The following is an 18,362-nucleotide window of genomic DNA, read 5'->3' as shown; positions in this document are numbered from 1 at the left end:
TCAGTCGAGGATGAACTGCTCCGGCGCGCGCGCCGGCAGCGTAGTGGGTTCGCCCATCAGGTCGTGCAATGCTGCCTCGATGCCGGCCGACATCTGGTTGAGCGCGAGGTCGTTGTCTTCGGTGCCGAACGGGTCTTCCAGTTGTGAGGCGATCGTCTCGTGGGCCATGAACGCGTAGGCCACGAACACGGCGAAGATCGGCGTCAATCCGCCGATGCTATCCACGAGGCCGAACGGCAGCAGCGCGCAGAAGAAGTACACGGTGCGATGAATCATCACCGTATAGGCGAACGGCAGTGGCGTGGAAACGATGCGCTCGCAGCCGCCGATCACGTCTGAAATTCCATTGAGATTGCGCTCGAACGCGAGCACCGCGTAGCCGTCGAGGCGGCCTTCGCGCGTCTCGCGCTGCACCCATTCCGAGGCGCACAGCATGAGCGTGGCTGGGCGGTAGCGCGAGGCCATCACACGCGCGAAGAGCGCGCTGGGCAAGCGCGATTCGAGATCGGCGCGCGGGTCGGTATTGCGCAATTGATGGCGCAGCGCGTGCGGCAGCGCGGCAAGCAGACCCATCAGCTCGCGGGCGCGTGCGCGCGTAGCCGCTTCGTCGCCGTTGTGCGGGAGCGTAAGCGCTTGCCGCACGAGCGAGCGCGTTTCGTTGAGCATTTGACCCCAGAGCTTACGGCCCTCCCAGTAGCGGTCGTAACTCGCGCTATTGCGAAAGCCGAGAAACACCGCGAGCGCGATGCCGATCAGCGAAAACGGCACCGTGCTCAGGTTCACCGTGAGCTTGAGGATGTGATCGTGCGCGGCCACCGCAATGATCGAGAGGACCAGCACGATGAAAAGGCGCGGCAGAAGCTGCGGCAGCACCGAGCCACGCCACGCGAGCAGCATGCGGAACCAGTGGAGATGAGGGCGGACGATCATGGGGCAGGGGATGGGAACGAAGGCAGAACCTGACGGAGCAAACCGTCAGTATGGCGCGGGATCGTAGCCCATGGCGCGCGGCTGCCGGGCGCACACTTCCAGCGCTTTGCTGCGGGTACAGCGCGGTGTCCGGCGCGGTGTCATGCGAGTTGTCGCGTTGTGCGCCGCCCAGAAACAAACCGGGCGCGCGACGTTTGAAGTCGCGCGCCCGGTTGGCCGTTGAGCGCGGGCGTTCGCCGCCCGCAACGTTGCGCTTACTTCAGCGCCGCGCGCGCCGCCGCGATGGCCGCGCGCACCTGCTCGGGCGCGGTGCCGCCCGGATGGTTGCGCGCCGAGACCGAGCCTTCGAGCGTCAGCACTTCGAACACGTCTTCGGCCAGCAGATTCGACACCGCCGGGAGTTCGCGGCGCATCTCGTCGAGCGTGAGGTCCGCGAGATCGCAGTTGCGGTCCACGCAGATGCGCACCGCGTGCGCCACCGCTTCGTGTGCGTCGCGGAACGGCAGGCCCTTCTTCACGAGGTAGTCCGCGAGATCCGTGGCCGTCGAGAAGCCTTGCAGCGCTGCCGCGCGCATCGCCTGCTCCTTGACCGTGATGCCCGCAACCATCTCCGCGAAGATGCGCAGCGTGTCCGCCACCGTATCGACGGTGTCGAAGAGCGGTTCCTTGTCTTCCTGGTTGTCCTTGTTGTACGCGAGCGGCTGGCCTTTCATGAGCGTGAGGAGCGCCATGAGATGGCCGTTCACGCGGCCGGTCTTGCCGCGCGCGAGTTCGGGCACGTCCGGGTTCTTCTTCTGCGGCATGATCGACGAGCCCGTGCAGAAGCGGTCGGCCAGATCGATGAAGCCCACGCGCGGGCTCATCCACAGCACCAGTTCTTCCGAGAATCGCGAGACGTGCGTCATGACGAGCGCCGCCGCCGCCGTGAATTCGATCGCGAAGTCGCGGTCGGAAACGGCGTCGAGCGAATTCGCGCAGATGCCGTCGAAGCCCAGCGTTTTCGCCACGGCATGACGGTCGATCGGATAGCTCGTGCCCGCGAGCGCCGCCGCGCCCAGCGGCAGACGGTTCACGCGCTTGCGGCAGTCGGCCATGCGCTCGGCGTCGCGCGTGAACATTTCCACGTAGGCGAGCAGGTGATGACCGAAGGTGACGGGCTGCGCCACTTGCAGGTGCGTGAAGCCGGGCATGATCGTGCCCGCGTGCTGGTCGGCCAGGTCGAGCAGCGCGCCGCGCAGGTCGCCGAGCAGGCCGCCGATGCGGTCGATCTCGCCGCGCAGCCACAGGCGGATGTCGGTCGCGACCTGGTCGTTGCGCGAGCGGCCCGTGTGCAGGCGCTTGCCCGCGTCGCCGATCAGGGCTGTCAGGCGCGCTTCGATGTTCAGGTGCACGTCTTCGAGGTCGAGCAGCCATTCGAATTCGCCGCGCTCGATTTCACCCTTGATCTTCGCCATGCCGCCCTGGATGGCGGCGAGGTCGTCGGCGGAGATGATCTTCTGCGCAGCCAGCATCGACGCGTGCGCGAGCGAGCCCTCGATGTCGACGAGCGCGAGACGCTTGTCGAAGAAGACCGACGACGTGTAGCGCTTGACCAGCTCCGACATGGGTTCGGAGAAGCGAGCCGACCAGGCTTCGCCTTTTTTGTGCAGTTGGGACGTCATGGTGATGGGCGTGAACGAGCAAGCGGTGAGAAGGCGGGCCGCGCGGCGCATTGCTTGCGGCGCTTTGCGTTGAGCACGGCGGGAAAGATCACGATTTTAACATTGGCGCTCTGCCGCACCGTCGGCCGGCGGCGCTCAGAGCCGCACCAGCACCACGAGCTTGAGATCCTCGCGGTGCGCGGGCTTGAAGGTGATCTGATCGTACGCGATGCGGCCGTGGCGCGGATGGTTGAACTCGCGCCGGCCGCCCTCGCGCTCGAACACGTCCTGCGAGGCCCAGAAGCGGGCGAACTCGTCGCTCGCGGCGATCAGCGAGTCGACCAGCGCGCGCGTGGGCGCATCGTTCAGGTGGCGGATCGAGTCGGCGCGGAACTCGGCGGCAAGGCGCCGCGCGCGCGTTTCCCAGTCGACGATCAGCTCGCGCCCGAGCGGCTCGGAGAAGGTGAAGCGCAGCAGGTTGCGGTCGTATTCGCCGTCGAGCCAGCCCGTGAAGAGATCCGCCGCGTGCGCGTTCCAGGCGAGCGCCGTCCACTGGCGGTCGAGCACGTAGGCGGGGGCGTCCACGAGCTTTACCGTTTGCAGCAGCGTGGCGGGGGCGTCCGCGGCGGTGGCGGGGTCGGGTTCGGCGGGGTCCCGTTGCGCGGCGAGTTCGAACAGGTAGGCGCGCTCGGCGCGCGAGAGCCGCAACGCGACGGCGATGCGCGCGAGCGCGTCCGCCGAAGCCGAAACGGGGCGGCCCTGTTCGATCCACGTGTACCAGGTCGGGCTCACGCCGCATAACTGTGCGACTTCCTCGCGGCGCAGGCCGGGCGTGCGCCGGCGCGGGCCCGGCGGCAGGCCGACCTCCGCAGGCGAAAGACGCTCGCGATGGGCGCGGATGAATTCGCCCAGCGCGCGGGCCGGTGTCGCGTCGAGGGTTTTCGCGGAGCCGCTGGCGGCAGCGGGTGTATCGAGACTCATTGGGCGTGGGGCTGGTGGCGGCGATACCAGAATAATCGCTTAACTTGTACTGGTACAAAACGGCCTCTATTGTAGCGTCTGACGCGCAGACGGGCCGTCGCATCAAACAGCCCGGAGTTCGCAGAACCCGCGGCGCGCCCCATAACGAGCCGCATGGAAACCCGCAAAAGGAGCATGCGATGAAGCATCACGATCAGGTCGCCGACGCATTCGGCTCGACCGCCGCCGCCTACCTCACGAGCCAGGTCCACGCGAGCGGCGCGGACCTGGAGAATCTCGCCGCGACCTTCGCGGCCACCTGCGGCAATGCGGCGGTGCTGGACATGGGTTGCGGCGCGGGCCATGCGAGCTTCGCGGTGGCGCCCCACGTGCGCGAAGTCGTGGCCTACGACATTGCCCCCCAGATGCTCGCCACGGTCGAAGCCGCCGCGAAGGAGCGCGGGTTGACGACCGTGCGCACGCAACAGGGCGCGGCCGAAACGCTGCCGTTCGAAGACGGCAGCTTCAACTGGGCCGTGAGCCGCATGAGCGCGCACCATTGGCGCGACGTGCCGCGCGCGCTGAAGGAGGTGCATCGCGTGCTCAAGCCGGGCGGGCGCCTGAAGTTCATCGACATCGCGGGCATCGACGATCCGCTGTACGACACGCATATTCAGGCCGTCGAACTGTTGCGCGACGCCTCGCACATCCGCGATTACCGCGCCGACGAGTGGATCGCGATGCTTGACGCCGCCGGCTTCGACGCGAAGGTGAGCGAGCGCTGGCGCATCGCGCTCGATTTCGACACGTGGGTCGCGCGCATGCGCACGCCGCCCGAGCGTGTGACGGCGATCCGCTCGATGTGGGAGCGCGCGCCCGATGAAGTGCGTCAATACTTCGATGTGCAGAGCGATTCGTCGTTCAAGCTCGATGCGCTGATGATCGAGGCGACGCGGCGCGATTGAGGCCGGCGCGAACAGCATGAAAAAACGGCGTCGTCCCCGCGAGGGCACGACGCCGTTCGTCCATGAGCGCAGCGCGAGCGCTTAGCCCGTATTACGCAACCCGGCCGCGATCCCGTTGATCGTCAGATGAATACCGCGCCGCACGCGCGGGCTCGGGTCGCCTGCGCGATAACGCTTGATCAGTTCCACCTGCAAGTGATTCAACGGATCGAGATAGGGGAAGCGGTTCTTGATCGAACGCGCGAGAAGAGGGTTGTCCGCAAGCCGCTCGCTCGCCCCCGTGATCTCGGCGAGCACCTTCGTCGTGCGCTCCCATTCGGCCACGATGCGCTCGAACACGAGCTTGCGCAGCTTCTTGTCCGCCACGAGCTGCGCGTAGCGCGAGGCCACCGCGAGGTCGGTTTTCGCGAGCGTCATGTCCATGTTCGAAAGCAGGTTCGAGAAGAACGGCCAGGTCTTGTACATCTTCTTGAACATCGCAAGGCGGCGCGCGCGCTCGGCGTCGCTGCCCGCGTCGTCGAGATACGAGCCCACCGCGCTGCCGAAGCCGTACCAGCCCGTGAGCAGCAAGCGGCACTGCCCCCACGAGAAGCCCCAGGGAATCGCGCGCAGATCGTCGATCTTGCGGTTCTTCGGGTCCTGCAGCTTGCGCGAGGCCGGACGGCTGCCGATGTTCAGCTCCGCGATTTCCGTGATCGGCGTCGAGGCGAAGAAGTAGTCGGTGAAGCCGGGCGTCTCGTACACGAGCGAGCGATACGCGGCCATTGCGGCGTTGGAAAGCTTCTGCATCGTCTCTTCGAATGCGGGCAACTGGTCGGGCGCGTTGCTCGCGCCGCCCATCGGCAGCAGCGTCGCTTCGAGCGTCGCGGCGATCACCGTTTCGAGGTTGCGGCGGCCAATTTCCGGATTGCCGAACTTGCTCGCGATGACTTCGCCCTGTTCCGTGAGGCGGATCTGGCCTTCCACCGTGCCCGGCGGCTGCGAGAGGATCGCGTTGTAGGTCGGACCGCCTCCGCGGCCCACCGTGCCCCCGCGGCCGTGGAAAAGACGCAGCGTGATGCCGCGCTGCTTGTACAGCGCGACGAGCGCGAGTTCCGCGCGATACAGCTCCCAGTTCGACGTGAGGAAGCCGCCGTCCTTGTTGCTGTCCGAGTAGCCGAGCATGATTTCCTGCTCGTTGCCCTGGTGCTCGACGATGCCGTCGATGCCCGGCAGCGCGAGCAGATCGCGCATGATGCCCGGCGCGTGGCGCAAGTCGGGAATCGTCTCGAAGAGCGGGATCACCATCAGCGCGGCCTTCGCGGGCTCTTCCGCGTGGCCGAGGCGCCCGCTCGTGAGGCCGGTTTCCTTTTGCAGCAACAGCACTTCGAGCAGGTCGGAAACCGTTTCGGTATGCGAAATGATGTAATTGCGCACCGCGCGCGCGCCGAACTTCTCGCGCGTCACGCGCGCCATTTCCAGCACGCCCAGCTCGCTCTTCACGAGGTCCGAATAGTCGAGGTACGGGGAGCGCAGCGTGCGCGGATCGGCGAGTTGCGCGAGCAGCACGATCTGCTTGTCTTCTTCGGAAAGCGCCGCGTAGCCGGCTTCGACGCCCGCGCGCGCGAGCAGCTCGGTGATGACGGCTTCGTGGATGTCCGAACTCTGGCGCAAATCGATCGAGGCGAGATGGAAGCCGAACACGTCGACGGCGCGCATGAGCGGCGCGAGGCGCGTGGTCGCCAGCGACGCGCCATGATGCTCGGCGAGCGAATCCATCAGGATATGCAGGTCGCGCGAGAATTCGTCCGCGTCGGCATAGGGCTTTGCGCGCACCGGCGCGGCGTTGCGGCCCGCGCTGCGCACGGCCACGACGCCTTCGCCCAGACGCACGCGCGCGCTTGCCGCGAGGCGCGTGTACACGCCGATCAGCGCGCGGCGATACGGCTCGTCCACGCGGTGCGGCGACTGGTCGGGCGAGGCTTCGGCCAGCGCCTTCAGTTCGTCGCTCGCGCCAGCAAGCAGGTTCGACACTGAAAGCTCCGCGCCCAGACGGTGCACTTCGTCGAGGTAATGCTGCAGGATCACCTGCGCCTGGCGCTCGCTCGCTTCTTCGAGCGTGGCGGCGGTGACGTTCGGGTTGCCGTCGCGGTCGCCGCCGATCCAGCTACCCATCTGGAAGAACGCGGGCAGGCGCGCCGAAATGCCGTGCTCCTTGAGCGACGTTTCGATCTCGCCGTAAAGCGCGGGAATCTCGGTGAGGAAGGTCGTGTGGTAATACGAAAGCGCGTTCTCGATTTCGTCGCCCACGGTCAGTCGCGAGTCGCGCAGCATGCGCGTTTGCCAGAGCGAGGTCACGCGCGCGCGCAGCAACGATTCGTTGTGCTCGAGTTCGCGATGCGTGAGCGGCTGGTCGCGCTCGGCGAGCAGGCGCGCGATGTCGTGCTGCGAGTCGAGCGTGCTCTTGCGTTGCACTTCGGTCGGGTGCGCGGTGAGCACGGGCACGATCAGCGCGTCGTTGAAGAACTGCTGGAGCACCGGCGTCGCGGCCGCGCCCGCTTGCGCGAGGCGTTCGAGCGAATGTGCGATGGTGCCCGCCTGCGGCGCCGAGCCCGCCAGGTCGTGAATGCGGCGGCGGCGATTGCGGTGGCGATCTTCGGCGATGTTCGCGAGATGCGAAAAGTAGCTGAACGCGCGCACGACGCTCACGGTCTGCTCGGGCGAGAGCGCGCGAAGCTGCTTTTCCAGCGCGAGCGCGGCGGTGTTGTCGTCCTCACGGCGAAAGCGCACGGCGGTCTGGCGGATGGTTTCCACGACGTCGAACACGGCGTCGCCTTCCTGCTCGCGCAGGACTTCGCCGAGCAGGCGGCCGAGATAGCGGATGTCTTCGAAGAGCGGCTGGTCCTTGTCGTCGCGCGCACGGCCATTGCGCGCGGCGCCGGCGGGCGCTTTCGGGGCTTTCGGGGCTTTCGCCGCTTGTGCAACCTTCGCGAGCTTCGCGGCCTTCGGCGCCTTGACGCCGTTCGTTGCCTTGACAGCCTCGGCGGCCCGCGTGGTCCCGGCCGCCGGTTGAGTAGTCGCGGATTTCGTGGTCTTCGCGGTCTTCGTCGTTTTCGCCGGTTTCGTGGACGGCGTGGCCGATGCGGCCTTCGAAGCTGCGTTCTGCGATGCGGTGTTGCGGCGCTCTGCGCGCGCCGAGCCTGAAGACTTCACGATGTTTTCCTTGAGGCTTGCCAGGATAGGGGCAGGTTAGTCGGAGAACTGCCAACTGCGTGAGCGCGGCGCATGCCGGGCCGGGTACTGCGGGTGCAACCTGGAAAGGGCGGAAGGTGCCACCCCATGCGAGCCATGCGGATAGAGCGGACACGGCGCGGGCCGTCAATGGCTCCGCGCGGGTCAGGCCTGGCGGGAGAGTGCGCCGCCGCGAGGGCGAGCGCAAGCCAAAGCGGCGCCGCGGCGATGGCCGGGGCCGCTCTGGCCGTTTATGAGTAACGCTGGTGGCCGGGCTCGCCGCGAATTGCGTACCCTTACGATAGGTACGTCAAGCGCCGCGTGCACAGCCTGAGTCTCTTCCTTGCCGCCGCCCGCGCCTTGTTGAGCCTGTCCCTGCGGGAAGGCGGTAAAAAGGGCGCGTGCTAACATTGCCTGTTATCCGATCCTGCTTTTCATCCCGTCATTCGATGTACCTGCCATGAACCCCGAGACGTTATCCGCGCCCATGCCCCGCACCCTGGTGATCGCTTCGCGGGAGAGCCGCCTCGCGATGTGGCAGGCCGAGCATGTGCAAGCTGCGCTGCACAAATTATATCCAGCCTGCGACGTGAAAATCGTTGGAATGACGACACGCGGCGATCAAATTCTCGACCGCACGCTCTCCAAGGTGGGCGGCAAGGGTCTTTTCGTGAAGGAACTGGAGCAGGCGCTGGCCGAAGGCCGCGCCGATCTCGCGGTGCACTCGCTCAAGGACGTGCCGATGGAACTGCCCGAAGGCTTCACGCTCGCGGCCGTGATGGAGCGCGAGGACCCGCGCGACGCGTTCGTCTCCAACGACTACGATTCGCTCGCCGCGCTGCCGGCGGGCAGCGTGGTGGGCACGTCCAGCCTGCGCCGCGAGTCGATGATCCGCGCGCGCTATGCGCATCTGGACGTGAAGCCGTTGCGCGGCAATCTCGATACGCGTCTCGCCAAGCTCGACCGCGGCGATTACGCGGCCATCATTCTCGCGGCCGCGGGCCTCAAGCGCCTCGGCCTCGGCGCGCGCATCCGCGCGCTCATCGAGCCCGAGGACAGCTTGCCGGCGGCGGGCCAGGGCGCGCTCGGCATCGAGATTCGCGCCGATCGCGCCGATATCGCCGCGTGGCTCGCGCCGCTGCACGACGACGCCACCGCGAAGGCCGTCGAGGCCGAGCGCATGGTGTCGCGCGCGCTCGGCGGCAGTTGCACGGTGCCGCTCGCGGCCTACGCGCAATGGCGCGACGGCAAGCTCGCGCTGCGCGGCAGCGTCGCCACGCCCGACGCGAGCCGCGTGCTCGCCGCGCAGGAGGCCGCGGCAGCGTCCACCATCGACGACGCCGTAGCGCTAGGGCGCCGCGTCGCGGACGACCTCATCGCGCAAGGCGCGCTCGAGATCGTGCGCGCACTCGCGGATGCAGCCCATGCCGCCGATGGCCCCAATACGGCGCCTCAAAACGGGGTGGCCGCGAACAACCCAACCGGCACGGGCGAAGACCCGGCCTCCCGATGATGGCCGGCCCCTGGCAACCGCGCGGCGACGCCGGCCCACCCGATGAGTGGGGCGGCCCGGGGGACGCCGCGCGAGGCAACGATGGCGATCGCGAGGGCAGCCCGTTCACCGTCGTCATTACCCGGCCGGCCGGTCAGTCGGATGATCTCGCCGGGCAACTCGCGCAACGCGGCATGCGCACGCTCGACTTCCCGCTCATCGCCATTGCGCCCGTGACCGACGAAGCGCCGCTGCGCGCCGCGCTTGGCGCGCTCGAACGCTATGCGCTCGTCGTGTTCGTTTCGCCGAACGCCGTCGATCGCGCGTTTGCGTGCTATGCCTCGGTGTCCTCGATCTGGCCGCCCGGGCTGCCCGTGGCCGTGGTCGGCCCGGCGAGCGTGGCCGCGCTGGAGCGTCATGGCGTGGCGGCGCCCGACCATCGTGTGGTGAGCCCCGCGGGCGCGGGCGAGGAAGAACCCGCGCGCTTCGATTCGGAGTCGCTTTACGCGGCGCTCGAAAAAACGTTCGGCGCGAACGGTTTTACGGGCAAGCGCGTGCTGATCGTGCGCGGCGACGGCGGCCGCGAGTGGCTCGCCGAGCGTCTGCGCGAAGCGGGCGCCGAAGTGGAAACCGTGGCGGCCTACCGCCGCGTCGTGCCCGAGCCGCCCATGGCCGCCTGGACGCAGATTCACGCGCTCCTCGAAGGCGCGCCGCACGCGTGGCTCGTCACCAGTTCCGAGGGCGTGCGCAACCTCGACGAACTCGCGCGCGAGCACCTCACGGCGGGCGAGATCGTCGAGCTGCGCCACGCGCCGCTCGTCGCGCCCCACGCGCGGATCGCCGAGACGGCGCGCTCAATGGGTTTTGATAGGATTACGGTGTCCGGCGCGGGCGACGAACGCATCGTCGAGACGCTCCTGGGCCTCGCTTCTTCCGTTGTTCAACCGGTTCAGATCACTCCGGCCCAAGCGCCGGCCAACCCACGCATGACAGATTCGAACAACTCAGGCAGCACAGCAAACCAGGGTGCCGTCACCACGGGCGCGGCGGTTTCCTCCGGCAGCGCAACGGCTTCGGGCGGCGCGTCGGCGCGGCCGTCGTACGCGTCGTCGGGCGCGGGGGCTTCCGCGCCGCTAACTCCGCCTCCGGGCGCGGGCGGCGGCCGCCGGGGCCCAGGCACGGCGCTGCTGTGGCTCGTCCTCTTGCTGGTCGCCGCGGGCTCGGGCGCGGGCGGCTATCTCCTCAATCGCAAGCTCGACGGCCTCGGCATGCAGGCCATCCAGCGCCAGCAGGCGGCCGGGCAGCAGATCGCGGCGCTGCGCGCGCGCGCCGATCAGGTCGCCGCGGGCTCGCAGCAACTCGACAAGCAGATCACCCAGCTAGAAGGCAAGATCGCCGACGCGCAGACATCGCAGCAGGCGCTCGCGCAGCAATACGCCGATCTGTCGAAGAGCCGCGACGACTGGACGCTCGCCGAAGTCGGCCAGATGCTCTCGAGCGCGAGCGAACAGCTTCAGCTCACGGGCAACACGCAGCTCGCGCTCTTCGCGCTGCAAAGCGCCGACACACGCCTCGCCGCGTCGGACAACGCGCAGGCCATCGTCGTGCGCAAGGCCATCGCGCAGGACATCGACAAGCTCAAGGCCGCGCCGTCCACGGACCTGACCGGCCTTGCCATCAAGCTCGACACCGCGCTCGGCCAGATCGACTCGCTGCCGCTCTCGGGCGAAGCGATCGTCGCGCATACGAAACCCGAAGCCGCCCGGCCCGCCGATGTCGCCCAGGTTGCCGCGGCGACCAACCAGCCGAAATGGAAGGTGTGGATCGACACGATCGTCGACGGCGTGGGCAAGCAGATCGCGAGCCTCGTGCAGGTGCGCCGCATCGACAACGCGGACGCCATGCTCATTTCGCCCGATCAAGGCTATTTCGTGCGGCAGAACCTGAAGCTGCGTCTGCTGTCGGCGCGCCTGTCGCTGCTCTCGCGCAACCAGGACACGCTCAAGTCCGACCTCGCGGCCGCCGACGCCACGCTTGCGCGCTATTTCGACGGCTCCTCGAAAGACACGCAAACCGTGCGCGCGCTGCTCAAGGAGGTGAACGAGGGCTCGGCCGCCGTCGCGCTGCCCACGCTCGACACGAGCCTGAAGGCGATCGAGCAATACCGGAGCCGGGGGTAAGACATGGCGATCCGTGGACTCCTCTGGCTCGCGCTTCTCTTCGCGATTGCCGTCGCGCTGGCGACTGTCGGGCGCTTCGACACCGGGCAGGTGCTGCTCGTCTATCCGCCGTATCGCGTGGATGTATCGCTCAACCTGTTCGTGGTCGGCATCGTAGTGGCCTTCCTGCTGCTGTACGCGATCCTGCGTTTCGCGCGCAACATCGTGACGATGCCGCGCCGCGTGGCCGCCTACCGCGCGCGTATGCGCGCCGAAAAGGCGAACTCGGCGCTGCGCGACGCGGTGGCCAATCTCTACGCGGGCCGCTTCTCGCGCGCCGAGAAGGCCGCGCGCGATTCGCTCGCCGACGTCAGGAACACGAGCGCGGCGGGCCTGATCGCCGCGACGGCCGCGCATCGTCTGCATGAATACGCGCGCCGCGACGAATGGCTCACCCAGGTCGACGATCCCGACTTGCAGGAAGCGCGCCTCATGGCGACCGCCGACATGCGAGCCGACGGCCGCGACGCCGATGGCGCGCTCGCCGCGCTCACCGAAATGCGCACGCAGGGCGGCCGCCGCATTCACGCGCAGCAGATCGCGCTGCGCGCGCAGCAGCAGCTCAAGAACTGGAGCGAAGTGCTCAAGCTCGTGAAGACGCTGGAAAAGCGCGAGGCGCTGCACCCGGCCGTGGCCGTGCGTCTGCGCCAGCTCGCCGCGGAAAACCTGCTGCGCGACCGCCGCCACAATGCGGACGCGCTGCTCGAACTGTGGCAGTCGCTCTCGAACGTCGAGCGCCATTCGCCGCGTCTGGCCGACTGCGCCGCCGAACTGCTGATCGCGCTCGGACGCCCGGCCGACGCGCGCAAGATCGTCGAGGAAGCGCTCTCGCAGAACTGGGACGCGCGCCTTTTGCGCCGCTATCCGGACACCGCGGAAAATGACGCCCTGCCGCTCATCCAGAAGGCCGAGGCGTGGCGCAAGGAGCGCCCCGAGGACGGCGATCTGCTGTTCGCGCTGGGCCGCCTGTGCCTGAAGCAGCAGTTGTGGGGCAAGGCGCAGTCGTTCCTCGAAGCCGCGCTCAAGTCCGCCGACGCAACGCAGAACGAGCCGCTCAAGATCCGCTCGCATCGCGCGCTCGCGCGCCTGCACGAGCAGCTCGGCGACGACGGGAAAGCGGCTTCGCATTACCGCGAGAGTGCGCTCTCGATGAACGTGGTGTAAGCGGGCACGAGCCGCAACGCAAAACGGCCGCCTGCGCAAATAGGCGGCCGTTTGTTTTGGGGAAGTCCGGGAATGCTTTAGCGGTTCACGAGCCTGGCGGGCGCCGAAAGCGCCAGCAAACCGCCCAGGATCATGAACGCCGCGAGCATGTACATGCCCGAATCGTTGGCCGACGTGGCCTGCTTGAGCCAGCCGACCGCATACGGGCTCAAAAATCCCGCAAGATTGCCGATCGAGTTGATGAGCGCAATGCCGGCCGCCGCGCCCGTGCCCGCGAGCCAGGCCGTGGGCAGACTCCAGAACAGCGGCAGCGTGGTGAGAATGCCCATGGTCGCGATGGTGAGCGCCGTCATCGCGAGCGTGGTGTCGTGCGCCCACGTGACCGAAAGCACGAGCCCGAGCGCGCCGATGGCGGCCGGCACCGCGATGTGCCAGCGGCGCTCGCGCGCGCGGTCGGCGCTCTTCGCCACCAGTACCATGCCGACCACGGCGGCGGCGAACGGAATCGCCGAAAGGAGGCCGATCGTGAGCGCGTCTTTCACGCCCGTCGCCTTGATGATGGTGGGCAGCCAGAAGCTCACGCCGTAGAGGCCCATCACGAACGAGAAGTAGGTAAGGCTCATCACCAGCACGCGCGCGCTCGTGAGCACGGTCATGATCGGCGGGTCTTCTTTCGTGGCGTCTTCGGCCGCGATGTTGCGTTCGAGCAGCGCGCGCTCTTCTTCCGTCAGCCACTTCGCCCTGGCGATGCGGTCGTCGAGCACGAAGAACACCAGCACGCCGACGATCACCGAAGGCAGCCCTTCGAGCAGGAAGAGCCACTGCCAGCCTTGCCAGCCGTTCGCGCCGTCGAAGGACTTGAGAATCCAGCCCGACACCGGGCCGCCGATCACACCCGAGAGCGCAATGGCCGTCATGAACCATGTGGTCATGCGTCCGCGCCGGTGCGCCGGATACCAGTAGGTCAGGTACAGGATGATGCCGGGGAAGAAGCCCGCCTCGCACAGGCCGAGCAGAAAGCGCATCACGTAGAACATGGTGGGCGTGGTGACGAACATCGTCAGGATGGACACGAGGCCCCACGTAACCATGATGCGCGCGATCCACACGCGCGCGCCCACGCGATGCAGGATGATATTGCTTGGCACTTCGAACAGAAAGTAGCCCACGAAGAAAATGCCCGCGCCGAAGCCATAAACCGCATCGGAGAGATTGAGCGCGCTGCTCATCTGCAGCTTGGCGAAGCCCACGTTCACACGGTCCAGATAGGCGACCACGTAACAGAGCATGAGGAGCGGAATGAGGCGCCACGCGACCTTGCGATACGTGGCTTCTTCGAAGGCGGAGGGCGGGGCACCCGCTCCCGCTTGCGGCATGGGATTCGCTGGACTTGCCATGGTGTCTCCAGGTCAGATCGGTCGTGCTTGTTGTATTGCCGCCTCGTGATGGCGGGTATTCGACGCGAAAGCACGATCATTCTATACGCGCCGCCGTGGCGCGACGGCGCGTCAAAGTCGGGGAAAACACCGATCGGGCAGCGACCTGACGCCCGCTACACGCAGCGCCCGCCATCCACTTCGATACAGGCGCCGGTGATGAACGCGGCGTCGTCCGAGGCGAGATAGAGGCACGCGTTGGCCACGTCCTGCGGCGTGGAAAAGCGCCCGAGCGGAATGGTCGCGACGAAGCGCTGGCGGTTCTCGGGCGTGTCGGGCACGCCCATGAATTCCGCCGTGAGGCCCGTGTCGCCGATCACGGGATTCACGCAGTTCACGCGGATCTGGTCGGGGCCCAGTTCGGCGGCGAGCGCCTTGCTGGCCACGATCATCGCGCCCTTGCTGCCGTTGTACCAGACGAGCCCGGGCCGCGGCCGGATGCCCGCAGTCGAGGCGATATTGACGAACGCGCCGCCGCCGCGCTCGCGAAAATGCGGCACGAACGCGCGCACGCTCCAGTACAAGCCCTTCACGTTGACGGCGTAGACGCGGTCGAATTCCGCTTCGGTGACTTCCATCACGGGCTTGTTGCGATGCGTGGTGCCCGCGTTGTTGACGACGACCTGCACGCTGCCGAAGTCTCCGATGGCCGCTTCGCGCAGCGCGTGCCAGTCGGCTTCGCGCGTGATGTCGCCTTGCACCGCGATGGCCTTGCCGCCCGCGAGCGCGATCTCGCTCGCCACGCGCTCGGCCGCTTCGCCGTTCAGATCGTTGATCACGACGTTCGCGCCTTCGCGCGCATAGGTCTTCGCAATGCCTTCGCCGAAGCCCGAGCCGGCGCCCGTCACGACAGCCGTCTTGCCCTTGAGTCGCATGGTGTCTCCCTGTGTGGTCAGCCGTGGCGGATCGCGATGGTTTTCAGCACCGTGAAGCCGTAGAGCGCTTCGAAGCCTTTCTCGCGCCCGTGTCCCGAATGCCGCGTGCCGCCGAACGGCAATTCGACGCCGCCGCCCGCGCCGTAGTTGTTGACGAACACCTGGCCCGCGCGCACGCGGCGCGCGAGGCGCATCTGGCGCGCGCCGTCGCGCGTCCAGATGCCGGCCACAAGGCCGTAAGGCGTGCCGTTGGCGAGCGCGAGCGCTTCTTCCTCGCTCTCGAAGGGCATGGCCGTGAGCACCGGTCCGAACACCTCCTCCTGCGCGAGACGGCTTTGCGGCGGCACGTCGCGCAGGAGCGTCGGGACTTCGTAGAAGCCGCCGCTGGGCGCATCCGCGTCGAGCCTGCCGCGCGCCGCCGTGGCGATGCGGCTGGCGGCCGCCTCGTCGAGAAAGCCGCGCACGCGCTGACGCTGCTTCTCGTTGATGAGCGGGCCGCAGTCGAGATCGGCGCTGGCCGGACCCACGCGCAGTTTGCCGAACGATGCGGCGAGCCGGTCGAGAAGCGGCTCGTACGCGCCGCGCTCGATCAGCACGCGGCTGCCCGCCGAGCAGGTCTGCCCGGCGTTCTGCACGATGGCCGCCACGAGCACGGGCAGCGCGGCGTCGAAATCGGCATCGGCGAAAACGATTTGCGGCGACTTGCCGCCGAGTTCGAGGGTGACGGGCACGTGGTGTTCGGCGGCCGTCTGCGCGACGAACTTGCCGGTTTGCGGCGAGCCGGTGAACGAAATGTGATCGATGCCGGGATGCGCGCAAAGGGCCGCGCCCGCCTCATGCCCCAGCCCCGTGACGATGTTGAGCGCACCGGCGGGCAGGCCGGCCTCGCGCGCCAGCCCGGCCACGCGCAAGAGCGACACGCAGGCGTCCTCGGCGGGCTTCACCACGCACGCGTTGCCCGTGGCGAGCGCCGCGCCCACGCTGCGGCCGAAAATCTGCATCGGGTAATTCCAGGGCACGATGTGGCCTGTCACGCCGTGCGGCTCGCGCACGGTGAGCACCGTGTAGCCGGCCTGGTAGGGCAGCGTTTCGCCGTGCAGCTTGTCGGCGGCGCCCGCGTAGAACTCGAAATAGCGCGCGAGCGCGGCGGCGTCGGCGCGCGCCTGCTTGAGCGGCTTGCCGCTGTCGCGCGCTTCGAGTTGCGCGAGTTCTTCCTGGTGCTGGAGGACGAGGCCCGAGAGCGCGAACAGCAGCCGCCCGCGCTCGCTCGCGCTCAAGGCGCCCCAAGGGCCTTCGAAGGCCTGGCGCGCGGTTTTTACTGCGTCGTCGATGTCGGCGGCGTTGCCGCGCGCGAGTTGCGCGAAGGGCTGGCCGGTGGAGGGATCGATCGCGGCGAGCGTCTCGCCGCTGGCGGGCGAATGCCACTCGCCGCCGATGAAGTGCTTCGCTTCTTCCATGCATCGCCTCGTAAAAGGGTGTGAAACCTGGGGTGAAACGAGGGGGAAACGCAAAACGCAGAGTGATTATCGCGCCAATCGAGGGCGCTACGCGCGGGAATTCAGCAGGCGCTTCATCGGCGTGCGGGAAAGCCCTGGGCCGAATCGCGGGGCGCCCTGGCCGATTGGCTATAATGGCGTCCATTCTCCAACGTCGGGTTTCGCGCTGGTTTTTTCGCGCGAGCCGCCGCTTTTTCCCTTCTCAACAGAGAGCGCTCATGAGCTTTGCAAATGTCCCCGCCGGCAAGGATCTGCCGCAAGACTTCAATGTGATCATCGAGATTCCCGCGCAAAGCGATCCGGTGAAATACGAAGCCGACAAGGACCTGGGCCTGCTCGTCGTCGACCGTTTCGTCGGCACGGGCATGCGCTATCCCGTGAACTACGGCTTCATTCCGCAGACGCTCTCGGGCGACGGCGACCCGGTCGACGTGCTCGTGATCACGCCGTTCCCGCTGCTGGCAGGCTCGGTCGTGCGCTCGCGCGCGCTCGGCATGCTGCAGATGACCGACGAGTCGGGCGTCGACGCCAAGCTGATCGCCGTTGCGCACGACAAGGTTTGCCCGATGACGGTCAATCTCAAGTCGCTGGACGACGTGCCCGAGTACCTGAAGGACCAGATCAAGCACTTCTTCGAGAACTACAAGTCGCTCGAAAAGGGCAAGTGGGTCAAGGTCGAAGGCTGGGTCGGCATCGAAGCCGCCCACAAGGAAATCACCGAAGGCGTGGCGAACTTCAAGAAGTAAATCGCACGCTTCATGGTTGATTGAGAAAGACCGCACGCGCTCGCGAGAGCCGTGCGGTTTTTTGTTGGCGTGCAGGGTCAGGCATGCTGCGCTTGATAGCGCTCGTGGCCTTCAATTCACCTCCGCGATATCGCGCACCTCCGGCCCACGCAGACCGTCGAGCCGCGCGGGCCGGCCCAAGCCGGCGTTTTGGTGGCTACGCATGTTAAATGTCAGATTTCTTAAGAACGGCCGGTCTATGCGGTAATCGGTGTTTTTTGCTAAAGTTCTGCCCAGCTTGGCCGATATTTTAAGTTCTATCAATTGCGTTAGAGAGAAATATGTCTCAAGGTAACAGCAATAGCAGCAATATGGTTGAGAAATTTAATGCTGGCACTTCCTTTTTTAATATTTTAGTGACCATTGCAATTGCAATAGGCGGCTATAAGTTTGTGACAGAACCTCAACAGCAATTGAATTCTGCACACACACAAACGGATGACGTAATCTTAGTAGCAAAATTCTTTAACGATATTCGTCCTAACATCGATTTCATCTGCGAGGCTAACCAGGATGGGCCGGCAACTGCGCAAGTAATTTGCACGGAAAAAAACAAAGGTGGTCAGCGCATTCTTCTCGATACGCCTGAAGTCAGATTGAAACGGACTGATCAAGACGGATTTATTGATCCTCGGTCCTACCGGATTACTCAATCAAACGAAAATTCACTACCTGTTGGTGCAACAGGAAATACCAGCTATAAGATCGAGGCAATCGGAGTTGCTTCTGTTGATTGGTCAAAAATTACCGTTTTGACTAGTGAGTTCGCAAAAACAGATCCGGACGTTTTATCAACGCTGGCGGGAAAACTAGGTAGCAATCTAGACGGGCAACAACTTGACAAATTATCCGTGCAATCGTTTGGGTATACGTCACCCGTAACGCCATTCAGGTCTGCATCTCCGGCTCAACCCGCATCGGTTCCGACGCTGCCCGCTTCGGATAGTCAAGTCCAATAGCTTATGTGTGAATCCATCGCATGAAGAAAAGCCGTTGGATATGAGTCTTCATCAGATGGGCTCACGCTGGTCGGTTCGGTATCGGAAACGGCACCGTTCAACGGTTGCGCCTGATCATTTCGAATGTCGCGGGAAGCATTCCCCACGCGAATAAGACTAACAGGCTAGTGTTTGACCAAGGCCAGCGTCTCCTGCGGCATGTCATGAAACACGGGCTCGTCCTGCGGAGAG

The 18,362-nt window shown here is 66.3% G+C and carries 13 protein-coding genes; 6 read left to right on the top strand and 7 right to left on the bottom strand.

The genetic code is table 11. From position 1 onward, the window contains the following. The 3 genes from U5768_RS11450 to U5768_RS11440 form a co-directional block, all read right to left on the bottom strand. On the bottom strand, positions 1 to 930 hold the full coding sequence (locus tag U5768_RS11450; RefSeq protein ID WP_322030514.1) for a bestrophin family protein: 930 nt from the start codon (positions 928 to 930) through the stop codon (positions 1 to 3). A 254-nt stretch (positions 931 to 1,184) separates the two neighbouring features. Then, the gene (argH, locus tag U5768_RS11445) at positions 1,185 to 2,591 is read right to left on the bottom strand and encodes an argininosuccinate lyase (protein ID WP_322030513.1); all 1,407 of its coding nucleotides are present in this window, start codon (positions 2,589 to 2,591) and stop codon (positions 1,185 to 1,187) included. Between the two features lie 135 nt (positions 2,592 to 2,726). Beyond that, the gene (locus U5768_RS11440; RefSeq protein WP_322030512.1) at positions 2,727 to 3,551 is read right to left on the bottom strand and encodes a helix-turn-helix transcriptional regulator; all 825 of its coding nucleotides are present in this window, start codon (positions 3,549 to 3,551) and stop codon (positions 2,727 to 2,729) included. A 179-nt stretch (positions 3,552 to 3,730) separates the two neighbouring features. Between U5768_RS11440 and U5768_RS11435 the strand changes: the two genes are divergently transcribed. Then, on the top strand, positions 3,731 to 4,495 hold the full coding sequence (locus tag U5768_RS11435) for a class I SAM-dependent methyltransferase (RefSeq protein ID WP_322030511.1): 765 nt from the start codon (positions 3,731 to 3,733) through the stop codon (positions 4,493 to 4,495). An 81-nt stretch (positions 4,496 to 4,576) separates the two neighbouring features. Here U5768_RS11435 and ppc read toward each other — a convergent pair whose 3' ends face one another. After that, positions 4,577 to 7,687 carry a phosphoenolpyruvate carboxylase gene (gene ppc, locus U5768_RS11430; protein WP_322030510.1) on the bottom strand — a complete coding sequence of 1,037 codons (3,111 nt, stop codon included), beginning with the start codon at positions 7,685 to 7,687 and terminating at the stop codon, positions 4,577 to 4,579. 478 nt (positions 7,688 to 8,165) lie between these two features. Here ppc and hemC point away from each other — a divergent pair, with 478 nt between their 5' ends. The 3 genes from hemC to U5768_RS11415 are packed head-to-tail and all read left to right on the top strand — an operon-like array spanning position 8,166 to position 12,580. Beyond that, the gene (gene hemC / locus U5768_RS11425) at positions 8,166 to 9,218 is read left to right on the top strand and encodes a hydroxymethylbilane synthase (RefSeq protein ID WP_322030509.1); all 1,053 of its coding nucleotides are present in this window, start codon (positions 8,166 to 8,168) and stop codon (positions 9,216 to 9,218) included. After that, positions 9,218 to 11,377, top strand: a complete 2,160-nt coding sequence (hemDX, locus tag U5768_RS11420) for a fused uroporphyrinogen-III synthase HemD/membrane protein HemX (protein ID WP_415913894.1) — start codon at positions 9,218 to 9,220, stop codon at positions 11,375 to 11,377. The genes hemC and hemDX overlap by 1 nt, the downstream gene beginning before the upstream one ends. Positions 11,378 to 11,380: 3 nt before the next feature. Further along, positions 11,381 to 12,580 (top strand): heme biosynthesis protein HemY, encoded by a 1,200-nt coding sequence (locus U5768_RS11415; RefSeq protein WP_322030507.1) that lies wholly within the window; start codon positions 11,381 to 11,383, stop codon positions 12,578 to 12,580. Between the two features lie 77 nt (positions 12,581 to 12,657). Here the strand turns inward: U5768_RS11415 and U5768_RS11410 are convergent, their stop codons facing one another. The 3 genes from U5768_RS11410 to U5768_RS11400 form a co-directional block, all read right to left on the bottom strand. Beyond that, positions 12,658 to 13,977, bottom strand: coding sequence for an MFS transporter (locus tag U5768_RS11410; RefSeq protein WP_322030506.1), 1,320 nt, complete (start codon positions 13,975 to 13,977; stop codon positions 12,658 to 12,660). A 155-nt stretch (positions 13,978 to 14,132) separates the two neighbouring features. After that, positions 14,133 to 14,891 carry an SDR family oxidoreductase gene (locus tag U5768_RS11405; protein ID WP_322030505.1) on the bottom strand — a complete coding sequence of 253 codons (759 nt, stop codon included), beginning with the start codon at positions 14,889 to 14,891 and terminating at the stop codon, positions 14,133 to 14,135. Between the two features lie 17 nt (positions 14,892 to 14,908). Then, the gene (locus tag U5768_RS11400; protein ID WP_322030504.1) at positions 14,909 to 16,348 is read right to left on the bottom strand and encodes an aldehyde dehydrogenase family protein; all 1,440 of its coding nucleotides are present in this window, start codon (positions 16,346 to 16,348) and stop codon (positions 14,909 to 14,911) included. 257 nt (positions 16,349 to 16,605) lie between these two features. Here U5768_RS11400 and ppa point away from each other — a divergent pair, with 257 nt between their 5' ends. Continuing rightward, on the top strand, positions 16,606 to 17,133 hold the full coding sequence (ppa, locus tag U5768_RS11395) for an inorganic diphosphatase (RefSeq protein WP_322030503.1): 528 nt from the start codon (positions 16,606 to 16,608) through the stop codon (positions 17,131 to 17,133). A 320-nt stretch (positions 17,134 to 17,453) separates the two neighbouring features. After that, on the top strand, positions 17,454 to 18,131 hold the full coding sequence (locus tag U5768_RS11390; RefSeq protein ID WP_322030502.1) for a hypothetical protein: 678 nt from the start codon (positions 17,454 to 17,456) through the stop codon (positions 18,129 to 18,131). Positions 18,132 to 18,362: the final 231 nt, after the last annotated feature.

The sequence above is a fragment of the Paraburkholderia sp. J76 genome (assembly GCF_905220295.1).
Lineage (GTDB): Bacteria > Pseudomonadota > Gammaproteobacteria > Burkholderiales > Burkholderiaceae > Paraburkholderia.
The sequence above is the reverse complement of the archived record's forward strand: the minus strand, read 5'-3'. Positions and strand labels throughout refer to the sequence as shown.